Source organism: Sinorhizobium chiapasense (assembly GCF_045277575.1).
Lineage (GTDB): Bacteria > Pseudomonadota > Alphaproteobacteria > Rhizobiales > Rhizobiaceae > Ensifer > Ensifer chiapasense_A.
Window position 1 is genome coordinate 508845 of the sequence record NZ_CP144206.1, and the last position, 20535, is coordinate 529379.

General features: G+C 61.0%; 16 protein-coding genes. 15 read left to right on the top strand and 1 reads right to left on the bottom strand.

All coding sequences use genetic code 11. From position 1 onward, the window contains the following. Positions 1-48 precede the first annotated feature (48 nt). From QM996_RS21230 to QM996_RS21260, 7 genes are all read left to right on the top strand, one after another. Positions 49-1941: an ABC transporter ATP-binding protein gene (locus QM996_RS21230; protein ID WP_334198040.1), complete on the top strand. Its 1893-nt coding sequence runs from the start codon at positions 49-51 to the stop codon at positions 1939-1941. Further along, a complete protein-coding gene (locus QM996_RS21235) occupies positions 1938-3839 on the top strand; it encodes an ABC transporter substrate-binding protein (protein WP_334198041.1) in 1902 nt (633 codons plus the stop codon). The genes QM996_RS21230 and QM996_RS21235 overlap by 4 nt, the downstream gene beginning before the upstream one ends. 1 nt (position 3840) lies before the next feature. After that, positions 3841-4839, top strand: a complete 999-nt coding sequence (locus tag QM996_RS21240; protein WP_334198042.1) for an ABC transporter permease — start codon at positions 3841-3843, stop codon at positions 4837-4839. Then, positions 4836-6011, top strand: a complete 1176-nt coding sequence (locus QM996_RS21245) for an ABC transporter permease (RefSeq protein WP_334198043.1) — start codon at positions 4836-4838, stop codon at positions 6009-6011. The genes QM996_RS21240 and QM996_RS21245 overlap by 4 nt, the downstream gene beginning before the upstream one ends. A gap of 70 nt (positions 6012-6081) precedes the next feature. Next, the gene (locus QM996_RS21250) at positions 6082-7299 is read left to right on the top strand and encodes a glycosyltransferase family protein (protein WP_334198044.1); all 1218 of its coding nucleotides are present in this window, start codon (positions 6082-6084) and stop codon (positions 7297-7299) included. A 4-nt stretch (positions 7300-7303) separates the two neighbouring features. Further along, complete coding sequence (locus tag QM996_RS21255) at positions 7304-8548, top strand: glycosyltransferase (RefSeq protein ID WP_334198045.1); 1245 nt, start codon at positions 7304-7306, stop codon at positions 8546-8548. After that, positions 8548-9684, top strand: coding sequence for a glycosyltransferase family protein (locus tag QM996_RS21260; protein WP_334198046.1), 1137 nt, complete (start codon positions 8548-8550; stop codon positions 9682-9684). Before QM996_RS21255 ends, QM996_RS21260 begins: the two co-directional genes overlap by 1 nt. 103 nt (positions 9685-9787) lie before the next feature. Here the strand turns inward: QM996_RS21260 and QM996_RS21265 are convergent, their stop codons facing one another. Then, the gene (locus tag QM996_RS21265) at positions 9788-10462 is read right to left on the bottom strand and encodes a class I SAM-dependent methyltransferase (RefSeq protein ID WP_334198742.1); all 675 of its coding nucleotides are present in this window, start codon (positions 10460-10462) and stop codon (positions 9788-9790) included. A gap of 303 nt (positions 10463-10765) precedes the next feature. Between QM996_RS21265 and QM996_RS21270 the strand changes: the two genes are divergently transcribed. The 8 genes from QM996_RS21270 to nadE all read left to right on the top strand — a co-directional run bounded on the left by QM996_RS21270 (position 10766) and on the right by nadE (position 20436). Beyond that, complete coding sequence (locus QM996_RS21270; RefSeq protein WP_334198047.1) at positions 10766-13468, top strand: ABC transporter transmembrane domain-containing protein; 2703 nt, start codon at positions 10766-10768, stop codon at positions 13466-13468. 91 nt (positions 13469-13559) lie between these two features. Beyond that, the gene (locus QM996_RS21275; RefSeq protein WP_334198743.1) at positions 13560-14024 is read left to right on the top strand and encodes a cyclic nucleotide-binding domain-containing protein; all 465 of its coding nucleotides are present in this window, start codon (positions 13560-13562) and stop codon (positions 14022-14024) included. Between the two features lie 113 nt (positions 14025-14137). Beyond that, entirely contained in the window at positions 14138-14899 is a 762-nt protein-coding gene (locus QM996_RS21280; RefSeq protein ID WP_334198048.1) for an FkbM family methyltransferase, read from the top strand. A 385-nt stretch (positions 14900-15284) separates the two neighbouring features. Then, a complete protein-coding gene (locus QM996_RS21285) occupies positions 15285-15488 on the top strand; it encodes a hypothetical protein (RefSeq protein WP_334198049.1) in 204 nt (67 codons plus the stop codon). A gap of 148 nt (positions 15489-15636) precedes the next feature. Further along, entirely contained in the window at positions 15637-17574 is a 1938-nt protein-coding gene (gene asnB, locus QM996_RS21290) for an asparagine synthase (glutamine-hydrolyzing) (RefSeq protein ID WP_334198050.1), read from the top strand. 22 nt (positions 17575-17596) lie between these two features. Then, complete coding sequence (locus QM996_RS21295) at positions 17597-17863, top strand: acyl carrier protein (protein WP_334198051.1); 267 nt, start codon at positions 17597-17599, stop codon at positions 17861-17863. 21 nt (positions 17864-17884) lie between these two features. Further along, positions 17885-19432: a class I adenylate-forming enzyme family protein gene (locus tag QM996_RS21300; RefSeq protein WP_334198052.1), complete on the top strand. Its 1548-nt coding sequence runs from the start codon at positions 17885-17887 to the stop codon at positions 19430-19432. Continuing rightward, entirely contained in the window at positions 19429-20436 is a 1008-nt protein-coding gene (nadE, locus tag QM996_RS21305; protein ID WP_334198053.1) for an NAD(+) synthase, read from the top strand. Before QM996_RS21300 ends, nadE begins: the two co-directional genes overlap by 4 nt. Positions 20437-20535 lie beyond the last annotated feature (99 nt).

Consider the following 20535-nt stretch of genomic DNA (forward strand, 5'->3'; position numbering starts at 1 on the left):
CTTTTTTAGAGGCGGCGGATAAAAAGTCGATGAGGGAAGCGTGCTGCGATGACATCTGGGGCGGACCTGCTTCGAGTTGAAGGTCTGCGGATCACATTCTCGGTGCTCGGCGGCGAAGTTCAAGCCGTCAATAACGCGAATTTCAGGATTTTGCCCGGGAAGGTTACGGCTCTCGTCGGTGAGTCGGGATCGGGAAAGTCGGCCATCAGCCAGGCGGTGATGGGCATTTTGCCCAACGTTGCGAGAGTTGGTGGCAAAATTTTGTTCAACGATCCCACCACGGCGGCAAAGCCGATCGACCTGCTCTCGCTGGAGCGGGAAGGCGAGGAAATACGCGGTCTACGCGGGACGCGCATCAGCAAGATCTTCCAGGAGCCGATGACGTCGCTGTCGCCGCTCCACACGATCGGAAACCAGATTTCCGAAGTGCTGAAAATCCATACGGATGCGGAAAAGGCCGAGCGCCGTGCGCGGACCGAGGAACTGCTCGGCTATGTCGGCTTCGCCAATCCGAAGCGCGCCTACGACATGTATCCGTTCGAGCTTTCCGGCGGGATGCGCCAGCGCGCGATGATCGCGATGGCACTGATCTGTCGGCCTGCCCTGTTGATCGCCGACGAGCCGACGACCGCGCTTGACGTGACGGTGCAGGCCCAGATCCTGAAACTTCTGCGCGAGCTTCAGGTGAAGCTCAATATGGCGATGCTGCTGATTACCCACGACCTCGGCGTCGTCGCCAACATGGCCGACGAGGTTGTGGTGATCTATCACGGGCAGATCGTCGAGGCAGGTCCCGTTGAGGCGATCTTCCGCAATCCGCAGCACCCTTATCTCAAGGGGCTGATGGCGGCCGTTCCCCATTTCGACATGAAGCCCGGCGAGCGGTTGAAGGCGCTGCGCGAAGTGCCGGTCAAGGCGGGCACGCTGCTTGGGAGCTCGGCTGCCAACCGACGGGCCGGCCCCGATGTGCTCTTGTCCGTCCGCAATGTTTCGAAGACCTACGGAACGCGAAAGTCTTCGTGGTTCGGCGGCGGGGAGAGCACGCTGCATCGCGCCGTCGACGACGTCAGCTTCGATATTCGCCGTGGCGAATGTCTTGGTCTCGTCGGAGAGAGCGGCTGCGGCAAGACGACCGTCAGCAAGATCCTCATGCGGGCGGTGACACCCGATGCCGGATCGGTGATTTTCGACAATGGCGAAGGTCCCGTCGATGTCTTGAAGGCGCAGGGCGACGATCTCCAGGCATTGCGCTCGAAAATCCAGATGGTTTTCCAGGATCCGGTTTCGTCGCTTTCCCCGCGCATGACGGTCAAGAACATCCTCAGCGAACCGCTGGAGATTCACGGGCGCGGGACGGCGAAATCGCGTGTCGAGACGGTGCGTTCCCTGTTGCAGGCGGTGGGTCTGGACCAGCGTTTCATCAACCGTTACCCGCATAGCTTCTCCGGCGGTCAGCGTCAGCGTATCGGCATTGCCCGGGCTCTCGCACTGGTACCGGAACTGTTGATCTGCGACGAACCGGTTTCGGCGCTCGACGTTTCGGTCCAGGCGCAAATTCTCAACCTTCTCAAGGATCTGCAGAAGGAACTGGGGCTGACCTGCCTGTTCATTTCGCACAACCTCGCAGTCGTGGACTATATGGCGGACCGCATCGCCGTCATGTGTGCCGGTCGCATCGTCGAGCTCGCCCCGCGCGAGGTGCTGATGCGCAATCCGGTTCATCCCTATACAAAGTCGCTGCTGGCGGCCGTTCCCTATCCGGATCTCGACCGGCCGCTCGATTTCGACAGGCTGAAGGACAGCGAAGGATCGGATATGCGGCGCTGGGGACCGCAGTTCCGCGACGACGACACTGGCGACACGCTTACCCCCGCAGATCTCGGTGGCGACCACTTCGTACTGGCGCGCCGGTCGGTGGATGCAAGGGAGTTACGGCCATGATCACCCGCCGAACTGTACTGGCATTGCTTGCAACCGTGGCGTTTCCCATGCGGCTCTTGGCTGCCGCCGGTGAGCCGGCGTTTCTGGAAAAGCTGATTGCCGAAGGCAAGCTCCCGCCGCTTAGCGAACGTTTGCCTAAGACACCGCGCGTCATCAATGTCGCGGCGTTGGGGCGCAAACCCGGCAAGCATGGTGGCGTCGTGACGATGATCATCGGCAGCGCCAAGGACATCCGGCTGATGACCGTCTACGGCTATGCCAGACTGGTCGGCTATGACGAAACGCTGAAACTCGAAGCGGACGTGCTCGAAAGCTACGAGACAGTCGAGGACCGCATCTTCACCTTCCATTTGAGGGAAGGGCACAAGTGGTCCGACGGAACACCGCTGACGGCCGAGGACTTCCGCTATTGCTGGGACGATGTCCTCAACAACGAGAAGCTGAGCCCCGCCGGATTACCGACTGCGCTCGTCATGGACGGCGAAGCAGGAAAGTTCGAAGTCATCGACGAGCGAACCGTTCGCTATACCTGGTCGACGCCGAACCCGGACTTCCTGCAGAAGCTCGCGGCGCCGCAGCCGCTGGTGGTGGCGATGCCGTCCGCCTATCTCAAGCAGTTCCATGAGAAGTATCAGGAAGAAGACAAGCTCAAGGCTTTGATGAAGGAGCAGCGCGTCAAGAAATGGAGCCAGCTCCATATGCGCATGGCTCGCTCCTATCGCCCTGAGAACCCCGAGCTTCCGACGCTCGATCCGTGGCGCAACACCACGCCGCTTCCGGCCGAACAGTTCGTCTTCGAGCGCAATCCCTATTTCCATCGCGTCGACGAGAACGGATTACAGCTTCCCTACATCGACAAGTTCGTGCTCAACGTCAGCTCGCCAGCGCTGATTCCCGCGAAGACCGGAACGGGCGAAAGCGATTTGCAGGCGACCGGTATCGATTTCGTCGACTATACCTTCCTCAAGGATTCCGAGAAGCGGTATCCGGTGAAGGTGCTGCTGTGGAAGAAGACGCAAGGCTCGCGCCTGGCGCTTTTGCCGAACCTCAACTGCTCCGACACAGTCTGGCGCTCGCTTCTGCAGGACGTGCGGGTTCGCCGCGCGCTCTCCCTTGCGATCGACCGCACCGAGATCAACAAGGCAGTCTTCTACGGCCTGACCAAGGAGAGTGCCGACACGGTCCTGCAGGATAGCCCGCTCTTTCGTCCGGAATTCGCCAGCGCCTGGATCGCCCACGATCCGGCTCAGGCCAATGCACTGCTGGACGAGGTGGGGCTTACGCAACGCGGTAGCGATGGCATTCGTATCCTGTCCGACGGCCGGGCCGCACAAATCGTCGTCGAAACGGCGGGTGAAAGCACGCTCGAAACGGATGTGCTACAGCTCATTACCGACTACTGGCAAAAGATCGGGATATCCCTTTTCATCCGTACCTCGCAGCGCGACACGTTCCGCAGCCGCGCCGTCGGCGGCGAGATCATCATGTCGATGTGGTTCGGGCTCGACAACGGTGTCCCCACCCCGGGCATGAACCCGGGGCAACTGGCGCCGACCGCCGACGACCAGCTGCAATGGCCGGTCTGGGGGCTCAACTACCTGTCCCATGGCGAAATGGGCCAGCCGCCGGATCTTCCGGCCGCCGTCGAACTGACGGAACTGCTGCAGCGCTGGCGGCATTCGGCTGAAGATGCCGAGCGTACGGAGATTTGGACCCGCATGCTGTCGATTTACACAGACCAGGTCTTCTCGATCGGTATCGTCAACGCCTCGCTACAGCCGATCCTCGTGGCGAACAAGCTGCGGAATGTGCCGGAAACGGCGCTCTACGGCTTCGATCCCACCTGCTATTTTGGTGTTTACAAGACCGATACCTTCTGGATCGAGCAGGAAGCCTGACATGCTGCGATATATTCTCTGGCGTATCGCGGCGATGGTTCCAACCCTCCTCATCATCTCCGCTCTCGTGTTCACCATCATCGAACTGCCGCCCGGCGACTATTTCGAGAGCTATGTCTCCGAGATCAAGGCGCAGGGTGAAGGCGTCGATATGGAACAGATCGAGGCGCTGAGGAAGGAGTACGGCTTCGACCAGCCGGCGGCCCTGCGCTACGTCTACTGGCTCGGTGGCATGCTAAAGGGCGATTTCGGCTATTCCTTTGAATACGAACTGCCGGTCAGCGCTGTGGTCGGCGACCGTCTGTGGCTGACGATCCTTGTCTCCTTCGTCACCATCATCTTCACCTGGCTGATCGCCTTTCCGATCGGCATCTATTCTGCGACGCATCAGTATAGCTGGGGCGATTACGGCCTGTCGCTCATGGGGTTGATCGGCATCGCCATCCCCAATTTCATGCTGGCGCTGATCCTGATGTATTTCGCCAATATCTGGTTCGGGATTTCGATCGGTCACCTGATGGACCAGAAGTATCTGGCCGAGCCGATGAGTTGGGAAAAGGCGAAGTCGATTCTCGAACATATCTGGATTCCCGTCATCATCGTCGGTGCGGCGGGCACGGCCGGCATGATCCGGCGCCTGCGCGCCAATCTGCTCGACGAGTTGCAGAAGCAGTATGTCGTGACGGCCCGGGCCAAGGGCCTTTCGCCGATGCGCACGCTGGTCAAATACCCCCTGCGCATGGCCTTGAACTTCTTCATTTCGGATATCGGCTCGATCCTGCCGGCGATCATTTCCGGTGCTGAAATCACCGCGATCGTGTTGTCACTGGAAACCACCGGGCCGATGTTGATCAAGGCTCTGCAAAGCCAGGACATGTATCTCGCCGGTTCGTTTCTGATGTTCCTCGCCTTCCTGACGGTGATCGGCGTGCTGATTTCCGACATCGCGCTCGCCATCCTCGATCCTCGAATTCGGCTGCAAGGCAGGAGCACCAAGTGACGTCATTTCTTCCGGCGCCCGGCGAGCCCTTGCCGCATTACGTATCGACGGCCCCTTTCGATCCCTATTCCGTCGAGGCGATGACCGACGAGCAGGTGCGTGTCAACCAGGCTTCCCAGCTTCGCCTGATGTGGTGGAAATTCCGCCGCCACAGGCTCGCGCTCGTCTCCGGCATTTTCCTCGCGGTGCTCTATCTGTCGATCCTCGTCTCCGAGTTCCTGGCGCCCTACAACCTGCATACCCGCAACATGGACTACATTTATGCGCCGCCGCAGGCGGTGCACCTGTTCCATGAGGGCGAGTTCGTCGGTCCCTTCGTCTATGGACGGACCATGACACTCGACATGGACACGCTGAAGCGCAACTACGCCGACGATACCAAGGACGTGCAGCGGCTCCGTTTCTTCTGCCGCGGCGACAGCTATCGTTTCTGGGGCCTGTTCGACAGCAACGTGCATCTCGTTTGCCCGGCCGAAGGCGGCCAGGCCTTCTTCCTGGGAACGGACCGTCTTGGCCGTGACGTGCTGTCGCGCATCATCTACGGCGCTCGAATTTCGCTCACGATCGGTCTTCTCGGCATCACCGTCAGCTTCGTGCTTGGCATCGTCATCGGCGGCCTTGCTGGTTATCACGGCGGCGTCTTCGATCTCATCGTCCAGCGCGTCATCGAAGTCCTGCAGTCGATCCCGAGCATCCCGCTCTGGCTGTCGCTCGCAGCGATCATGCCGGCCACCTGGAGCCCAATCCTGATCTATCTGGCGATCACGATCATCCTTGGACTCCTGGACTGGACGGGGCTTGCGCGCGCGGTGCGCTCGAAACTGCTGGCGCTTCGCGAGGAAGATTACGTCCTGGCGGCCCAATTGATGGGTGCGAAGAGCAGCCGCATCATCGGCCGGCATCTCGTGCCCGGCTTCATGTCGCATCTGATCGCCACCGCGACGATCTCGATCCCCGGCATGATCCTCGGCGAGACGGCTCTGAGCTTCCTCGGTCTCGGCCTCAGACCCCCTATCACCAGTTGGGGCATTCTCCTGACCGAGGCAAAAAGCGTCAGCGTCATCGCCTTCTATCCCTGGCTCCTATTTCCCACAATTCCGGTCATTCTTGTGATTTTGGCATTCAACTTCTTGGGAGATGGGTTGCGTGACGCGGCCGATCCCTACAAATGAGGCCCGATTTGATGCCGGCAACCGAACGGCGTGAAACGGTTCATTGCCCCCTGAGCGAAAGGTTTCTTGCATGATGCGGCGCTTTGAAGATGCCCGGATCCTCATGTATAGCCATGATACGTTCGGGCTCGGGCACCTTCGCCGGTGCCGTACGATCGCGCATTCGCTGGTGGAAGACTACCGCGGTTTGAACATTCTGATCATCTCCGGTGCGACGATCGCCGGCGCTTTCGACTATCGTGCGCGCGTCGATTTCGTGAAGATCCCGAGTGTCATCAAGCTGCACAATGGCGACTACACGTCGCTCGACCGCCACATTGAGCTCGACGAGACGCTGAAGATGCGCCAGGCGATCATTCGCCACACCGCCGAGACCTTCAAGCCCGACATCTTCATCGTCGACAAGGAGCCGATGGGCCTGCGCGGGGAGGTCGAAGAGACGCTCACCTATTTGAAAGCGCACGGCACGACGCTGGTCCTGGGCTTGCGCGAGGTCATGGATGCGCCGCACCTGCTGGAAGCGGAGTGGAAGCGGCGCGACACGATGCGAAAGATCGAGCAGTATTACGATACGATCTGGGTCTATGGCCCGCCGGATTTCTACGATCCGCTGACCGAACTCGAAGTGCCGCCGGCCGTACGCGACCGGATGAACTTCGTTGGCTTCTTGCAGCGCAGCGTTCCGCGCGAGGAATTGCCCGGACACAAGCCGCAGGGCGACTACATCCTGGTGACGACAGGTGGTGGCGGTGACGGTGCCGACCTGATCCACGATGTGATCCACGCCTATCAGCAGGACCCGGAACTCACGTACAATGCGTTGATCGTGCTCGGGCCCTATATGCCGGTCAAGAAGCGGGAAAAGTTGATCCGCAAGGGCAGCAAGATCCCCTACATCAAGATCATCGAGTTCGACAATCGCATGGAAGAGCTCATCGCAGGGGCAAAAGGCGTCGTCGCCATGGGCGGATACAACACCTATTGCGAAATCCTCTCTTTCGACAAGCCGGCGCTGATCGTGCCGCGTATTCAGCCGCGCGAAGAACAGTTGATCCGTGCACGCCGCGCCGCCGAGCTTGGGCTCGTCGAAATGCTGCTGCCGGACGAAGCGGAAGATCCGCTGCGGTTGGCGGCGGCGCTCAAGGCATTGCCGTCCCGGGCGCCGCCGTCGAAGAGCACCGCTAACGGCTTGCGGTTGGAAGGGCTCGCGCATATCTCGGAAATCGTCGGCGGGTGGCTCGAACGGCCTTCGAGCGACCACCTGAATATCGTGAAGAAATCGAGCTGAAGCATTGCCGACAAATCGCAAGATTGCAGTCGTTCTGAAGGGCTATCCGCGTCTTTCGGAAACCTTCATCGCGCAGGAACTGCTTGGCCTTGAGCGGGCCGGACTAGACCTCGTGCTGATCGCGCTTCGCCGTCCGACCGACGGCAAGCGACATCCGGTTCACGATGAAATTCGTGCCGATGTCCACTATCTGCCCGAATATCTGCATGAGGAGCCGCTGCGGGTGCTCCGCGGTCTCGTGCGTTGCTTGCCGAAGCCAGGTTTCTGGCCAGCATTCGGGCTCTTTCTGAAAGACCTGCGCCGCGATTTCAGCCGCAATCGTTTTCGTCGGTTCGGGCAGGCGCTGGTGCTTGCTTCGGAATGGCCGGGCAATCCGCGCTGGCTGCACGCGCATTTCATCCATACACCGGCGTCGGTGACGGCCTATGCCAGCGCGATCGCCGGCACACCCTGGTCTTGCTCGGCGCATGCCAAGGACATCTGGACATCGCCGGACTGGGAGCTTTCCGAAAAGCTTGGCCGGGCGCGCTGGACGGTCACCTGCACGCGCATGGGCTATGAGCATCTCAAGAGCCTGACGACCGAAAAGGCGAGGGTGCATCTGAGTTATCATGGCCTTGATCTTGATCGGTTTCCTCATTTCGAGGGTGCGCATTCTGGCCGCAATGGTTCCGACCCTTCGGATTCCGTCCGCATCGTCAGCGTCGGCCGCGCCGTCGGCAAGAAAGGCTACGACGTGCTGCTGAAGGCACTCTCGCTGCTGCCGACAGATCTCCATTGGCGCTTCGAACACATCGGCGCCGGTGAGCTGACCGCCACGCTCAAGACACTGGCCGCCGAGCTTGGCGTTTCCGACCGGATCGCCTGGAAGGGCGCGCTCGACCAGATGGACGTGCTTGCGCATTACCGGACGAGCGACATCTTCGCGCTTGCCTGCCGGATCACGGCCGACGGTGACCGCGACGGTTTGCCCAACGTGCTCGTCGAAGCCTCGAGCCAACGTCTGGCCTGCGTCTCAACGGCGATTTCCGGCGTACCGGAACTTCTTGTCGACGGTGAGAACGGTCGGGTCGTCCCGTCGGAAGACCCACAGGCGCTTGCTGCGGCGCTCGAGGCACTCATCCGCGATCCAGCGCTTCGTCACAGGCTGGGCGATGCGGCGGAACGGAAAGTCCGCGCGCAATTCGATCACCACACGAGTATCGATCAGCTTGCTGGGCTGTTTGCCAGCGAATGGAGAGCCGCGTGATGCGTGCGCGCCGTGTCTTTTTTTACGTGCAGCATCTGCTCGGCATCGGCCACCTGGCGCGGGCAAGCCGGATCGCGAGCGCCCTTGCCGCCAGGGGTTTCGAGGTGACCGTCGTGACCGGCGGCAGCCCGGTGCCGGGCTTCCCGGGAAATGATGTAAAGCACGTGGCCCTTCCGCCGGTGCTCGCCGGCGACAAGGGGTTTTCCGGCCTTGCCGACAGCGAGGGAAATCCGGTCAGCGATGCGTTCAAGGACGGACGCCGGGACCTGCTGATCGAGGCGTACCTTGCCTGCGATCCCGATATCGTCATCTTTGAAGCTTTCCCCTTCGGTCGCCGTCAGATGCGTTTCGAACTGATGCCCTTGCTTGAGGTCATCGAAAAGCAGAACTCCCGGCCCCTGGTTGCGGCTTCGCTTCGGGATATCCTGCAGGAGCGGACGAAGCCAGGGCGTGCCGAGGAAACCCTCGACGTCGTAATGGCGCATTTCGATCTCGTGCTCGTGCACGGAGATCCTGCCTTCGCGCGGCTCGAAGAGACCTACCCTTACGCGGCTGAGATCGCCGACAAGATCGCCTATACCGGTCTCGTGGCCGGGCCGGCACCCGTAGCTCCGTCGGAAACGTTCGACGTGCTCGTTTCGGCCGGTGGTGGTGCGGTCGGCAAGGAACTGATCGGTGCGGCACTGCAGGCCGCGAGCTTGCTGCCGCGCGCGCTGCAATGGTGCCTGGTCACGGGGCCGAACCTGCCGCAGCAGGACTACGACGCCTTCGCGGCCGCCGCGCCTGGCAACGTACGGCTCTTCCGCTTCCGCAAGGATTTCGCCAGTCTGCTTTCGGGCACGCGGCTTTCGGTTTCTCAGGCCGGCTACAACACAGTCTGCGACATCATCCGTGCCGGTTGCGGATCCTTGCTGATCCCCTTCGTCGCCGGCGGCGAAACGGAGCAGTCGACCCGGGCGGAGCGGCTCGAAAAGCTCGGCCTTGCCGGTGTGCTGCCAGAGGCCGAGGTGACGCCCGTAAGGTTGGCGCGCGATGTCGAAGCGATGCTGGCGAAACCGAAGCCGAACATACCGCCGCTGGACCTTGACGGCGCGATGAAGACCGCCGAAATCTTGGAGCGACGCGTCGCCCTTTGATCGGCCCTGGCGCGTCTCGTTGGCGTGCGTGCCCGGCGTGGCTGACTGTGAAACGAGCGGCGGCTGCAACGGCCCGAAGCGTCGAGCAACGCAGTCGCAGCGCTCAGACCGTTCCGATCAGCATGAAGCGGGTATATTTTTTCGTCGGCAGGGCGCCCGCAAATTCCACCGTCGTCAGCGCCGCCTGTTTGACGAATTCCTCGACGGAAGCAACGCAATTGATGTGGGTCGGCTCGCTGAAATAGTCGTTGGATTGTAGCAGAACGCGCGTACCGGCGGGAATGCGGTCGAGCCACGATTTCAGGTCAGCGATGTGTTCGCAACTCGTGTTGATGATGAGGTCGGCCCCTAGCGTCACATAGTCGATGGCATACATGTCGGCGGTCACGGCACGGAATTTTTCCGGGAAGGCGGCATTCAGGGTTCGCGCAACCGCTTCTACGTCCGGGTCGATGTCGAAGCTGTCGACCGCGGCCACGTTGAAGCGCGCGTCCTCCAGCAGCATGGCGCCCAGGATGCCGTACCACCCGCCGAGGATCGCAATCCTGGCGTAGGAAGAACCAGCCACGTTGAGGAGGGTATCACGCGCCCAGACCTTGCAGGCAACCTGCTTGTGATTGAAGGCGTTGGCGATATGGGCTTCGGGGTGTTTGGCGATTACCTTCGCGACGCCTTCAATGAGCGGACTTTGCGTATAGGCGGCGATACCGCGTGCCAAATCAAAGGCATGCTCATACCAATCGCTGGTTTGGGAAGGCGGGTGGCTGGTGTGTTTCATGTGCTCGTTGTAAGCTGGGTATCGGGCGAGTGCAATAACGGCGTGTGCTTCGGAGAATGATAGTCTCTGTGGTTGCCTTCGCGGCAGTGGAGACGAAGCCGCGTCCATTGCAGATTTCCCCCGCACCTGCATAATCGACAGAACCGGATTCGGCGCCGGGCGGAATATGCAGGCATCCACTTCGCGATCGAGCGCCGATAGGCACCCATCCGGAGGCCCCGCCGAGGAATGATGCGTGGTGGGCGATCGGCAGCCCGCCACGCCAGCAGCTATCGTGTTCAATAAGGTCCTATTGCCAGAGACATGGAACCACGCCTTTCCCGCTACATCTGGACCCACACGCGCAAGGATCAGCTTTGGATTCTGGTGGTCGTCGCGCTGTCGATGGTCCCCTATTTCCTGTCCTTCGACCTGCCGAAGCAGATCGTCAACGGACCGATCCAGGGTGACGGATTCGACAGTCCGGAGGCGACGCAGGCCTTCCTGCCGATTTCGTTCGACTTGCCGTATCTCGGAACGATCAATGTCTTTGACGGTTTCCAACTCGGCCGAGAAGGCATGCTGCTCGCGCTCAGCCTGGTGTTCCTGCTGCTGGTGGTCGTCAACGGCCTCTTCAAGTTCTACATCAACACCTTCAAGGGCCGGCTCGGCGAGCGCCTCCTGCGGCGCATTCGCTTCGAGCTCGTCGACCGCGTCCTCCGGTTCCCGCCTAGCCACTTCAAGAGGGTAAAGCCAGCCGAAATCGCGACGATGATCAAGGATGAAGTCGAGCCGCTCGGCGGATTTACCGGTGACGCCTTCGTCTCGCCGGCGCTGCTCGGCGGCCAGGCGCTGACGGCGCTGGTGTTCATCCTGCTGCAGAGCTTCTGGCTCGGTCTGATCGCGACGCTGATCGTGGCGGTTCAGGCGGTCATCATTCCGCGCATGCGCAAGCGGCTTCTGGTGCTTGGGCGTGAACGGCAGCTGACGGCGCGAGAACTCTCCGGCCGCGTCAGTGAAATCGTCGACGGTATCGGCGCCATCCGCGGCCACGATACCTCCAACTACGAGCGCGCGGACATCGCGTCGCGTCTCGGCAGGATCTTCAAGATCCGCTACGACCTTTACCAGTGGAAATTCCTCGTCAAGTTCATCAACAACTTCCTGGCGCAGGTCACACCTTTCCTGTTCTACGCGATCGGCGGCTATTTTGCCCTGCAGGGTCGCCTCGATATCGGTCAGCTCGTCGCCGTCATCGGCGCCTATAAGGACCTGCCAGGTCCGCTGAAGGAGCTCATCGATTGGGACCAGGCTCGCCAGGACGTTCAGGTCAAGTACGCGCAGGTCGTCGAGCAATTCAGCGTCGAGCCGTTGCTCGATCCGAAGGTTCAGGCCGTTGCGGCAGGGGCTACCGAGTCGTTGAGCGGTCCTCTGGCGGCCGTGAACGTGACGGTGATCGACGACGGCGGCTCCACCGTGCTCGAGCATGTGTCGCTTCAGGTGCAGCAGGGCGAGAAGGTCGCCCTGACTGGTGGCGGCGAGGTGCTGGCCGAGGCCTTCGGCCGGTTGGTCTGGCCGGCGAGCGGCAAGGTGGTCATCGGTGGACAGGATATTCTGGAGATACCGGAATCGGTTACCGGGCGTCGCATCGCTTATGCGTCGTCCGACGTCTACGTGTTCCAGGGCAGCCTCGGCGACAATATCCTCTACGGGTTGAAGCACGCCCCGCTGACGGACGTAACTTATGAGGGAGAGCGGGCCTCGCACCGGAAGTGGGAAGTGACCGAGGCGCGCCTGGCCGGCAATCCGCACCTTGATATCAACAGTGATTGGATCGACTACGGCTCGGCCGGGGCCAGCGGTCCGGATGATCTGCTCGTGCAGATCCGCCCGGTTCTCGATGCCGTCCTGTTGACCAATGACGTGATGGCGCTTGCCGTCCGCTCGACGATCGACCCGAACCGTCACGCGGCCTTTGCGGCCGGTATCGTCGAAATGCGCAGTGCTCTGAGGCAGCGTCTCGAAAAGGAAAAGCTCAGCGATCTCGTCGTCTTCTTCGAACCGGGGACCTACAATGTCGAGGCCACCATCGGTGAAAACATGCTGTTCGGTACCATCACCGATCAGGTGATGTGGGCGAATGCGCTTGAGAACCATCCGTTCTTCAAGACGATCCTGCAGCGCGTCGGTTTGCGCGACACTTTCTACGAGATGGGCATCGAGATTGCCGAGAACGTGGTCGAACTGTTCCGCGATTTGCCGCCGGACCATCCGTTCTTCCAGCAGCTGACCTTCATGACCGCCGAGGAAATACCTGTCTACGAGGCCATCCTGCAGAAGGTGCGCAGCCGCGGTAAGGGTGAGGTTTCGGAAGACGATCAGATCAAGATCATCCGGCTGTGCTTCGATTACATCGAGCCGCGGCACCGCTTCGGTTTGCTGACGGAAGAGGTCATGGCGAAGGTCGTTGCGGCACGCCGTGAATTCGATGAGGGCCTGCCGGCCGACCTCGCCGGGATGATCGAGCACTATCGCCCGAACCGCTACATCGCCTCGGGCAGCATCATCGACAACGTGCTCTTCGGCCGCATCGGCCACAAGCATGCCGACGGGTCGGAAAAAATCCGGGCGATCGTTCGCGATCTCTTCGAGGCCGGCGGCCTCTATAACGAAGTGCTGGCCTTCGGCTTCGACTATAATGTGGGCGCCGGCGGCAAGCGTCTGACGGCGGCGCAGCGACAGAAGCTCGATCTTGCGCGCGCGCTTATCCGCGCCTGCGATTTCTATATCTTCAATCAGCCGCTGCTTGCGCTTGATCAACGCGTCCAGGAGCAGGTCGTGCGCAATGTCTTCTCGCTGCTTGACCGGGCGGGGCGTGATCCGGCGATCGTCTGGGTCCTTGCCAATCCCTCGTTGCTGGACCTCTTCGACCGCGTCGCGCAGTTCGAGAACGGACGCCTGATTCATGACACCGGTGTCGACGCAGCGGTGGATGACGGACGCGACTACAAGGAAATGGCATCTTGATGTAATATTAATGTCAGGGCACGAGCCTATGGTCCCGCCGCGATGCGGGAGGCAGACTGCTCCCGACGGGAAATCGGAGACACGGATTGTGATGTTGCTCAAGGATGAAGTTGAAATGCTGCGCCGGATTACCCTGTTTTCGGGGCTGCCGCCGGCGAAGTTGAAGCTTCTTGCCTTCACGTCCGATAGGGTCATGTACGGCGCCGGCGAGGCGCTGTTCTATCAGGGCGACATCGGCGATGCAGCCTATGTCATCCTCTCCGGTAAGGCAGAGGTTCTCATCAATACCGCCGGCGGGCCCTTCAAAATTGCCGAGTTCGAACAAAATTCGATCGTCGGCGAAATCGCCATCCTGTGTAATACCCCACGCACGGCGACCGTACGGACCACCACGCCGCTCGAAGCCTTGCGCATTCGCAAGGATGATTTCCTCAAGCTGCTGGCCGATTTTCCGGAGATGGCGGTGGAGATCATGCGTGTGCTGGCCGACCGCCTGACCCAGACCACGGCTGAGCTTAGCGAAGCCCGTAGCCAGATCGAGCGGGTCGAGGCCTGACGCTTAACGCACCCGCGTACCCGAACTGTTTCATGTGGAGACATTCCCTTCGGGCATGTGAGCCTTTCGCAAAAGCGATTCCGCTTTGCGGAGATATCGGCTAGACAGGCGACATGCGTTCGATCACCTATTTCCGCAAAACCGTCCAGTTTCCCGACAAGCCGGAGAAGAAGCGTTTCTTCGCACGGTTGCAGAACGGTGACTGGGAGCCTTGTACATTCCAGAACATCGAGCGCCTCGTCGATCACAAGACGACCTTCATAGACATCGGCGGATGGATCGGGGTGACGCCCTATTGGGCGGCGCAGATCGCCGACAACGTCATCACCGTCGAACCTGATCCCGTCTGTTTCGGCATCCTCAAGGAGATGCAGCCGGAAAACAGCGGCGAGGTGCGTGTGATCAACGCGGCCCTGTCCGAAGACGAGGTGCTGGTGCTGCATTCCGTCGGCGGCGGCTTCGGCAGTTCAGAAACGTCCGCACTGATTGCCGACGATAACGGTGAAGCGATCCGCGCGCAGACGGTTACGATCGGCGAGCTTCAGACGATGGCCCGGACCGAACGGCTCTGTTTCAAGATCGACATCGAGGGATACGAGTATCGTGCCATGGATCAGTTCCGGGCTATCGATCCGCAGCGTACCGCCGGCGTCCTGCTTGCCGTGCACCCGCAAATCCTCTTTGCCTCGCTGACCGGACCTTCGCTGCTGCGTGCCGTTCGCACGATCGCAGCCACGATCCGCCTGATCCGCAGCTTAAGCGGCTTTCGTCTCGACAATCCCCAGGCGGTCTGGGCGGCGCTGCGCAAATCGATTGCCTGCCGAGAGTTTCGAGGCTTCGACCTCTTGTTCGTTTCGAGGCAGAGCGATCGCTAAGCCCTCTCTCCGGGCGCCGAGAGTATTCTCCGTTCCCGTGATACAACGGCGGTTCCATTGCGCCGCACACGCAGGGCTTCATGCAGACGCGCTGCCCGATAGGGCGCACAAACGCCGTCATGCCCGATCATTTTCGAGCAAGGCACACACCCGAGGCAAGCCGCCGTCATTAACCACTCTTTAGACAAAATTAATTCTTCGTTTAAAGACGTAATTTTCGATGCTATGAATTTCTCGGTCGCATTGCCCAAAGCGCGTCGCGATCTTTCAGATCCGTTCCTTGCGCTTTAAATTTTTTATACTTCGCTTGTCGTTGTCGTAAAACCGCCGCGCACTTTCGCGCGACATGCTTTTTGGCTTGATATTGTGTCGTGAGGGCGACCGCATGTCATTGATGTATTTTGCGATTGCCGCCTATTGCCTGACCGCCTTGTTCCTCGTGGCGATGACCTATCTCGAAGGTTTACAGGCGCGTGCGCCTTGGAACATGTATCGTTTTGCCGGACTGCTGGTCTGTATTCTTTGGCCGGTCCTGTTTCTCTATCTGATGTTTAAAATGATATCGAAAACAAGAATTTCGGAGCGCTAAGGTTAGAATTTTCCTGCCCCAACGTCGGGTTTTGACGCCTTAACCATGGCATTTACCATACAACCAGAAAATGCCGGAGATTTAACCCTTGAGTCTCTCACGCGAACTATGCTTCGGCGGTGATCGACCGGTGTGAAAGTATTTGAACATGTGCGGTTTTGGTGGCTATTTCGGCGCACTTCCAGAGGCAAAGATCCTCCTCGAGAGAATGGTTGCCGCGATTGCGCATCGCGGCCCTGACGAGAACGGCGTTTTCGTCGACGAAGGGGCCGGTCTTGCCCATGCCCGCCTGGCGATCGTCGGTCTTGGCGACGGACAGCAGCCGATGTCCGATGAGACCGGTGAACTGACGATCGCCTTCAACGGCGAGATCTTCAACTATGTCGAATTGCGCGAGGAACTGCGCGCCAAGGGCCGGCGCTTCCGCACCTCGAGCGACACCGAAGTGATCCTGCATCTTTACGATGTCATGGGGGAGGAGTGTCTGTCCCGCCTGAATGGCGACTTTTCCTTCGCCATCTGGGATCGCCGCCGCCAGCGGATGATGCTGGCGCGCGATCGGATGGGCGTACGCCCGTTGTTCTACATGACCCATGGCGGCACGCTCTACTTTGCTTCCGAGATCAAGGCCCTGCTTCAGGTGCCGGGCGTCTCTGCCGAACTCGATCCGATCGCGCTCGACCAGATCTTCACGCTCTGGGCGCCGATCGCGCCACGCACCGGCTTTCGCGACATCCATGAGCTACAGCCGGCGCATCTCATGGTTGCAGAAAGGGGCAAGGTCGCGATCCGCCCCTATTGGCAACTGGACTATCCCGACCGCGAGGCATCGCCGCTGTTGACGGACGAGCGCGCTGCCGCCGAAGAACTGCGTGCGCTGCTCACGGATGCTACCCGGATCCGGATGCGCGCCGACGTTCCTGTCGGCTCCTACCTTTCGGGTGGGCTCGACTCCTCCATCGTCGCGGCGATGGCCTCTGGCATGGCGCCGCAGGGGCTCAGGACCTTCTCCGTCACTTTCGACAGCGTGGAACACGACGAGAGCGCCTTCCAAATGGAAATGGCGACGGCGCTCGGCACGCATCACAGCGCCGTTGCCTGCCGGGCGGGTGACATTGCCAGGTCCTTTCCGGAAGTCGTCCGCTTTGCGGAGCGACCGATCATCCGAACTGCGCCGGCGCCCCTCTACCAGCTTTCACGGCTCGTGCGCGATGAGGGATTGAAGGTCGTGCTGACCGGCGAAGGGGCCGACGAGGTCTTTGCCGGCTACGACATCTTCAAGGAGGCACGGGTCCGTCGGTTCTGTGGCCGCCAGCCTGGATCGCGCATACGCCCGCACCTGTTCCGCAAGCTCTATCCCTATATCCCGGGCCTGCAGCAGCAATCGGCGGAATATCTCGCCGCGTTCTTCGGCGCCGGCGACGTGGCGCTCGACGATCCGCTGTTCTCGCACCGGCCACGCTTCAAGAGTACGGCGGCAACCAAGATTTTCTTCTCGGGCGACCTGCGTGCGCGGCTGAGCAACTACGATGCGGCGGAGGACCTGGCGAGCCGGCTTCCGGCCGCCTTCGGACGCTGGCACCCCTTACACCAGGCGCAATATCTCGAAAGCCGTTTCCTGTTGCCCGGCTATATTCTCTCCAGCCAGGGCGATCGCATGGCCATGGCCCATGGGATCGAGGGGCGCTTCCCGTTCCTCGACCATCGTCTCGTCGAATTCGCGACCCGCCTGCCGCCCGGGATGAAGCTGAAGGGACTGGTGGAGAAGCATATCCTGCGCGAAGCGACGAAGGATCTGCTGCCGCCCTCCATCGGCCAGCGGACCAAGCAGCCCTATCGCGCGCCCGACAGCCATTCCTTCACCGGGGTGGGCGAGCTCGACTACGTTCGCGACGCCATGAGCGAGACGCGCATCAGCGACAGCGGGCTTTTCAATGCCAAAGCCGTGACGAAGCTCTACGAAAAATGCCAGTCGCAGCCGGTGACCGGCTTCCGCGACAATGCGGCTTTCGTCGGAGTCCTTTCGACACAGCTCTGGCTGCAAACCTTCACCGGCACCAGCGTCCGCGCGGCGGAAGCAGCCTGAAATATTTAGGAAAGGAAACCACATGACGGAAACGATCAAGGACAAGGTTAAAGCCTTCGTCATCGAAAACTTCCTGTTCGGCGATACATCCTACGATCTCGCCGATACGGCGTCGCTCATCGAGAATGACATCATCGATTCAACTGGTGTTCTCGAACTCGTGGCCTTTATCGAGGACCAGTTCGGCATTGCCATGGGCGACGCCGATATCGTGCCCGCGAACCTCGATTCTCTTGCGCGCATTTCGGCCTTCATCGAAGCCCGGGTCGGGGCGCCGGCAACGGCATAATCAAGGCGCGAGGGGGCGTCCATGCGGTTCGAGCACTTCCTTATTGGCAACGCCGCCAGGCACGCGGCGAAAACGGCGCTGGTCACTGAACGCCGTCGCCTCAACTACGGCGAATTCGACGATCTATCGGGCAGGCTGGCTGCCGCGCTCGCGCGGGCCGGCGTCAAACGCAACAACCGCGTGCTCGTCTTCATGGACAATTGCTGGGAAGCGGCTGTCTCGATCTTCGCGATCCTGAAGGCCGGCGCGACCTTCAGCCCGATCAACGCCTCGACCAAGGCGGACAAGCTCGCCTATATCATCACCGACTGTGAGGCGGCCGCGATCCTGACGCAGGCAAAGTTGATGCCGATCGTCGCGGAGGCGCAGGCGCTGAGCGGCAAATCGGACATCTTCGTTGCGTCGACGACTGCGGCCAACGGCCAGACGCCGCTTGACGCGATCTCCTTCGAAAGCTGCCTTGCGGAAGCGCCAACACCTGTCCCGCATCGCGGTATCGATGTGGACCTCGCAATGTTGATCTACACCTCGGGCTCGACCGGTCGTCCGAAGGGCGTGATGATGACCCATCGAAACATCGATGCGGCATCTGAATCAATCACCACCTACCTGCGCAACGAGCCCGACGATATTATCCTCAACGTATTGCCGCTTGCCTTCGACTACGGCCTCTACCAATTGCTGATGGCGATCCGCATCGGTGCGACATTGGTGCTCGAAAAATCCTTTGCGTTCCCGCACGCAATCTTCGAGCGGATCCGCGAGGAGGGCGTGACCGGCTTCCCGCTGGTTCCGACGATGGCGGCGATGATCCTGCAGATGCGCGATCTGGATCCAGGCTTCCTGCCAAGCCTGCGCTATCTCTCCAACACCGCCGCCGCCTTGCCGCCGCCGCATATCGCGCGGCTGCGCGAACTCTTCCCGAGCGCCCGGCTCTATTCGATGTACGGGCTGACGGAGTGCAAGCGCTGCACCTACCTGCCGCCGGAGGAACTCGACCGCCGGCCGGGCTCGGTCGGCATCGCCATACCGAATACCGAAGCCTTCGTGGTCGATGATGAGGGCAAGCTCGTTCCCCCGGGCGTTCCCGGTGAACTCGTCATTCGCGGTCCCCACGTCATGCAGGGCTACTGGCGCAACGATGCGGCGACCGAGCGCATGCTGCGGCCGGGGCCGAACCCATGGGAAAAGGTGCTCTACACCGGCGACCTCTTCCAGACCGATGAGGAGGGCTTCCTCTATTTCGTCGGCCGCAAGGACGACATCATCAAGACGCGCGGCGAGAAGGTCGCGCCCAAGGAAGTCGAGACCGTGCTGCACGCGCATCCCGGTATTGCCGAGGCCGTGGTGGTCGGTGTCGCCGACCCGGTGCTCGGCCACGCGATTGCGGCACTGGTGGTGCTCTCCGATCCCGGCCTGACGGACAAGGACATTATTCGCCATTGCGCCCGTCATCTCGAAGACTTCATGGTGCCGAAGTTTGTCGAATTCCGCACCGAACTTCCGAAGACAGATACTGGTAAGGTCAGCCGCCGCCTTGCGGCCGAGACGATGGAGCCCGCCCAATGAACATTCTGATGCCTGAGAGCACGCGCCCGTTTTCGGCGGAGACGCTGACAATCGACCATGCGGCCGAAACCGACCGGATCGTCGCCGGACTGCGCGAGCAGCTGCGGACGATGAAGAAGCGCGGTCTGGTGCTCGGGCTCTCCGGTGGCATCGACTCGAGCGTTTCGGTGGCGCTCGCCGTGCGCGCCGTCGGCGCCAAGAATGTCTTCTGTCTGTTCATGCCGGAAAACGATTCCGATCCCGAGAGCCTGCGCTTTGGTCGCCTCGTGGCCGAGACCTTCGGCGTCGAAGCGATCATCGAGGATATCGGTCCGACCCTGAAGGCGATGGGCTGCTACGAACGTCGCGATGCCTTTATTCGCGAACTGGTCCCGGACTATGGCGACGGATGGGCCTCGAAGATCGTCATCGCCAATGCGCTCGAAGGCGAAGGCTACAACATCTCCTCCCTCGTGGTCCAAAGCCCCGACGGCACGCGCTCGAAGCACCGCATGCCGCCCTCGGTCTACCTGGGCATCGTCGCCGCCACCAACATGAAGCAGCGCACGCGCAAGCAGGTGGAGTATTATCACGCCGACCGGCTGAATTTCGCCGTGCTCGGCACGCCGAACCGACTGGAATACGACCAGGGTTTCTTCGTCAAGAACGGTGACGGGGCGGCCGACGTCAAGCCGATCGCCCATCTCTACAAGTCGCAGGTCTACGCGCTTGCGGCCTATCTCGGCATTCCCGAGGAGATCCGACGCAGGCCGCCGACGACCGATACCTACTCTTTGGAGCAGACGCAGGAGGAATTCTATTTCTCGCTGCCATACGACCGCATGGACCTCTGCCTCTATGGGCTCAACAACGGCATCGAGATCGACGCGGTCGCCGATGCAGCAGGCCTGACGGCCACGCAGGTGGAACGGGTCTGGGCGGATATCGCCGCGAAGCGCAAGGCGACGCGCTACCTGCATCTGGAGCCACAGCTGGTGCAGCCGGTGGAGGAGATCAAAGGCTGATTGAAAGTCTCATTGCGCGGGCGGGTTATTGCGATGGCTTCACGGAAGATCGCAATAACCGAAGGCCTACAGCGCCGTGCGTCTTTTCAGACGCGCAAA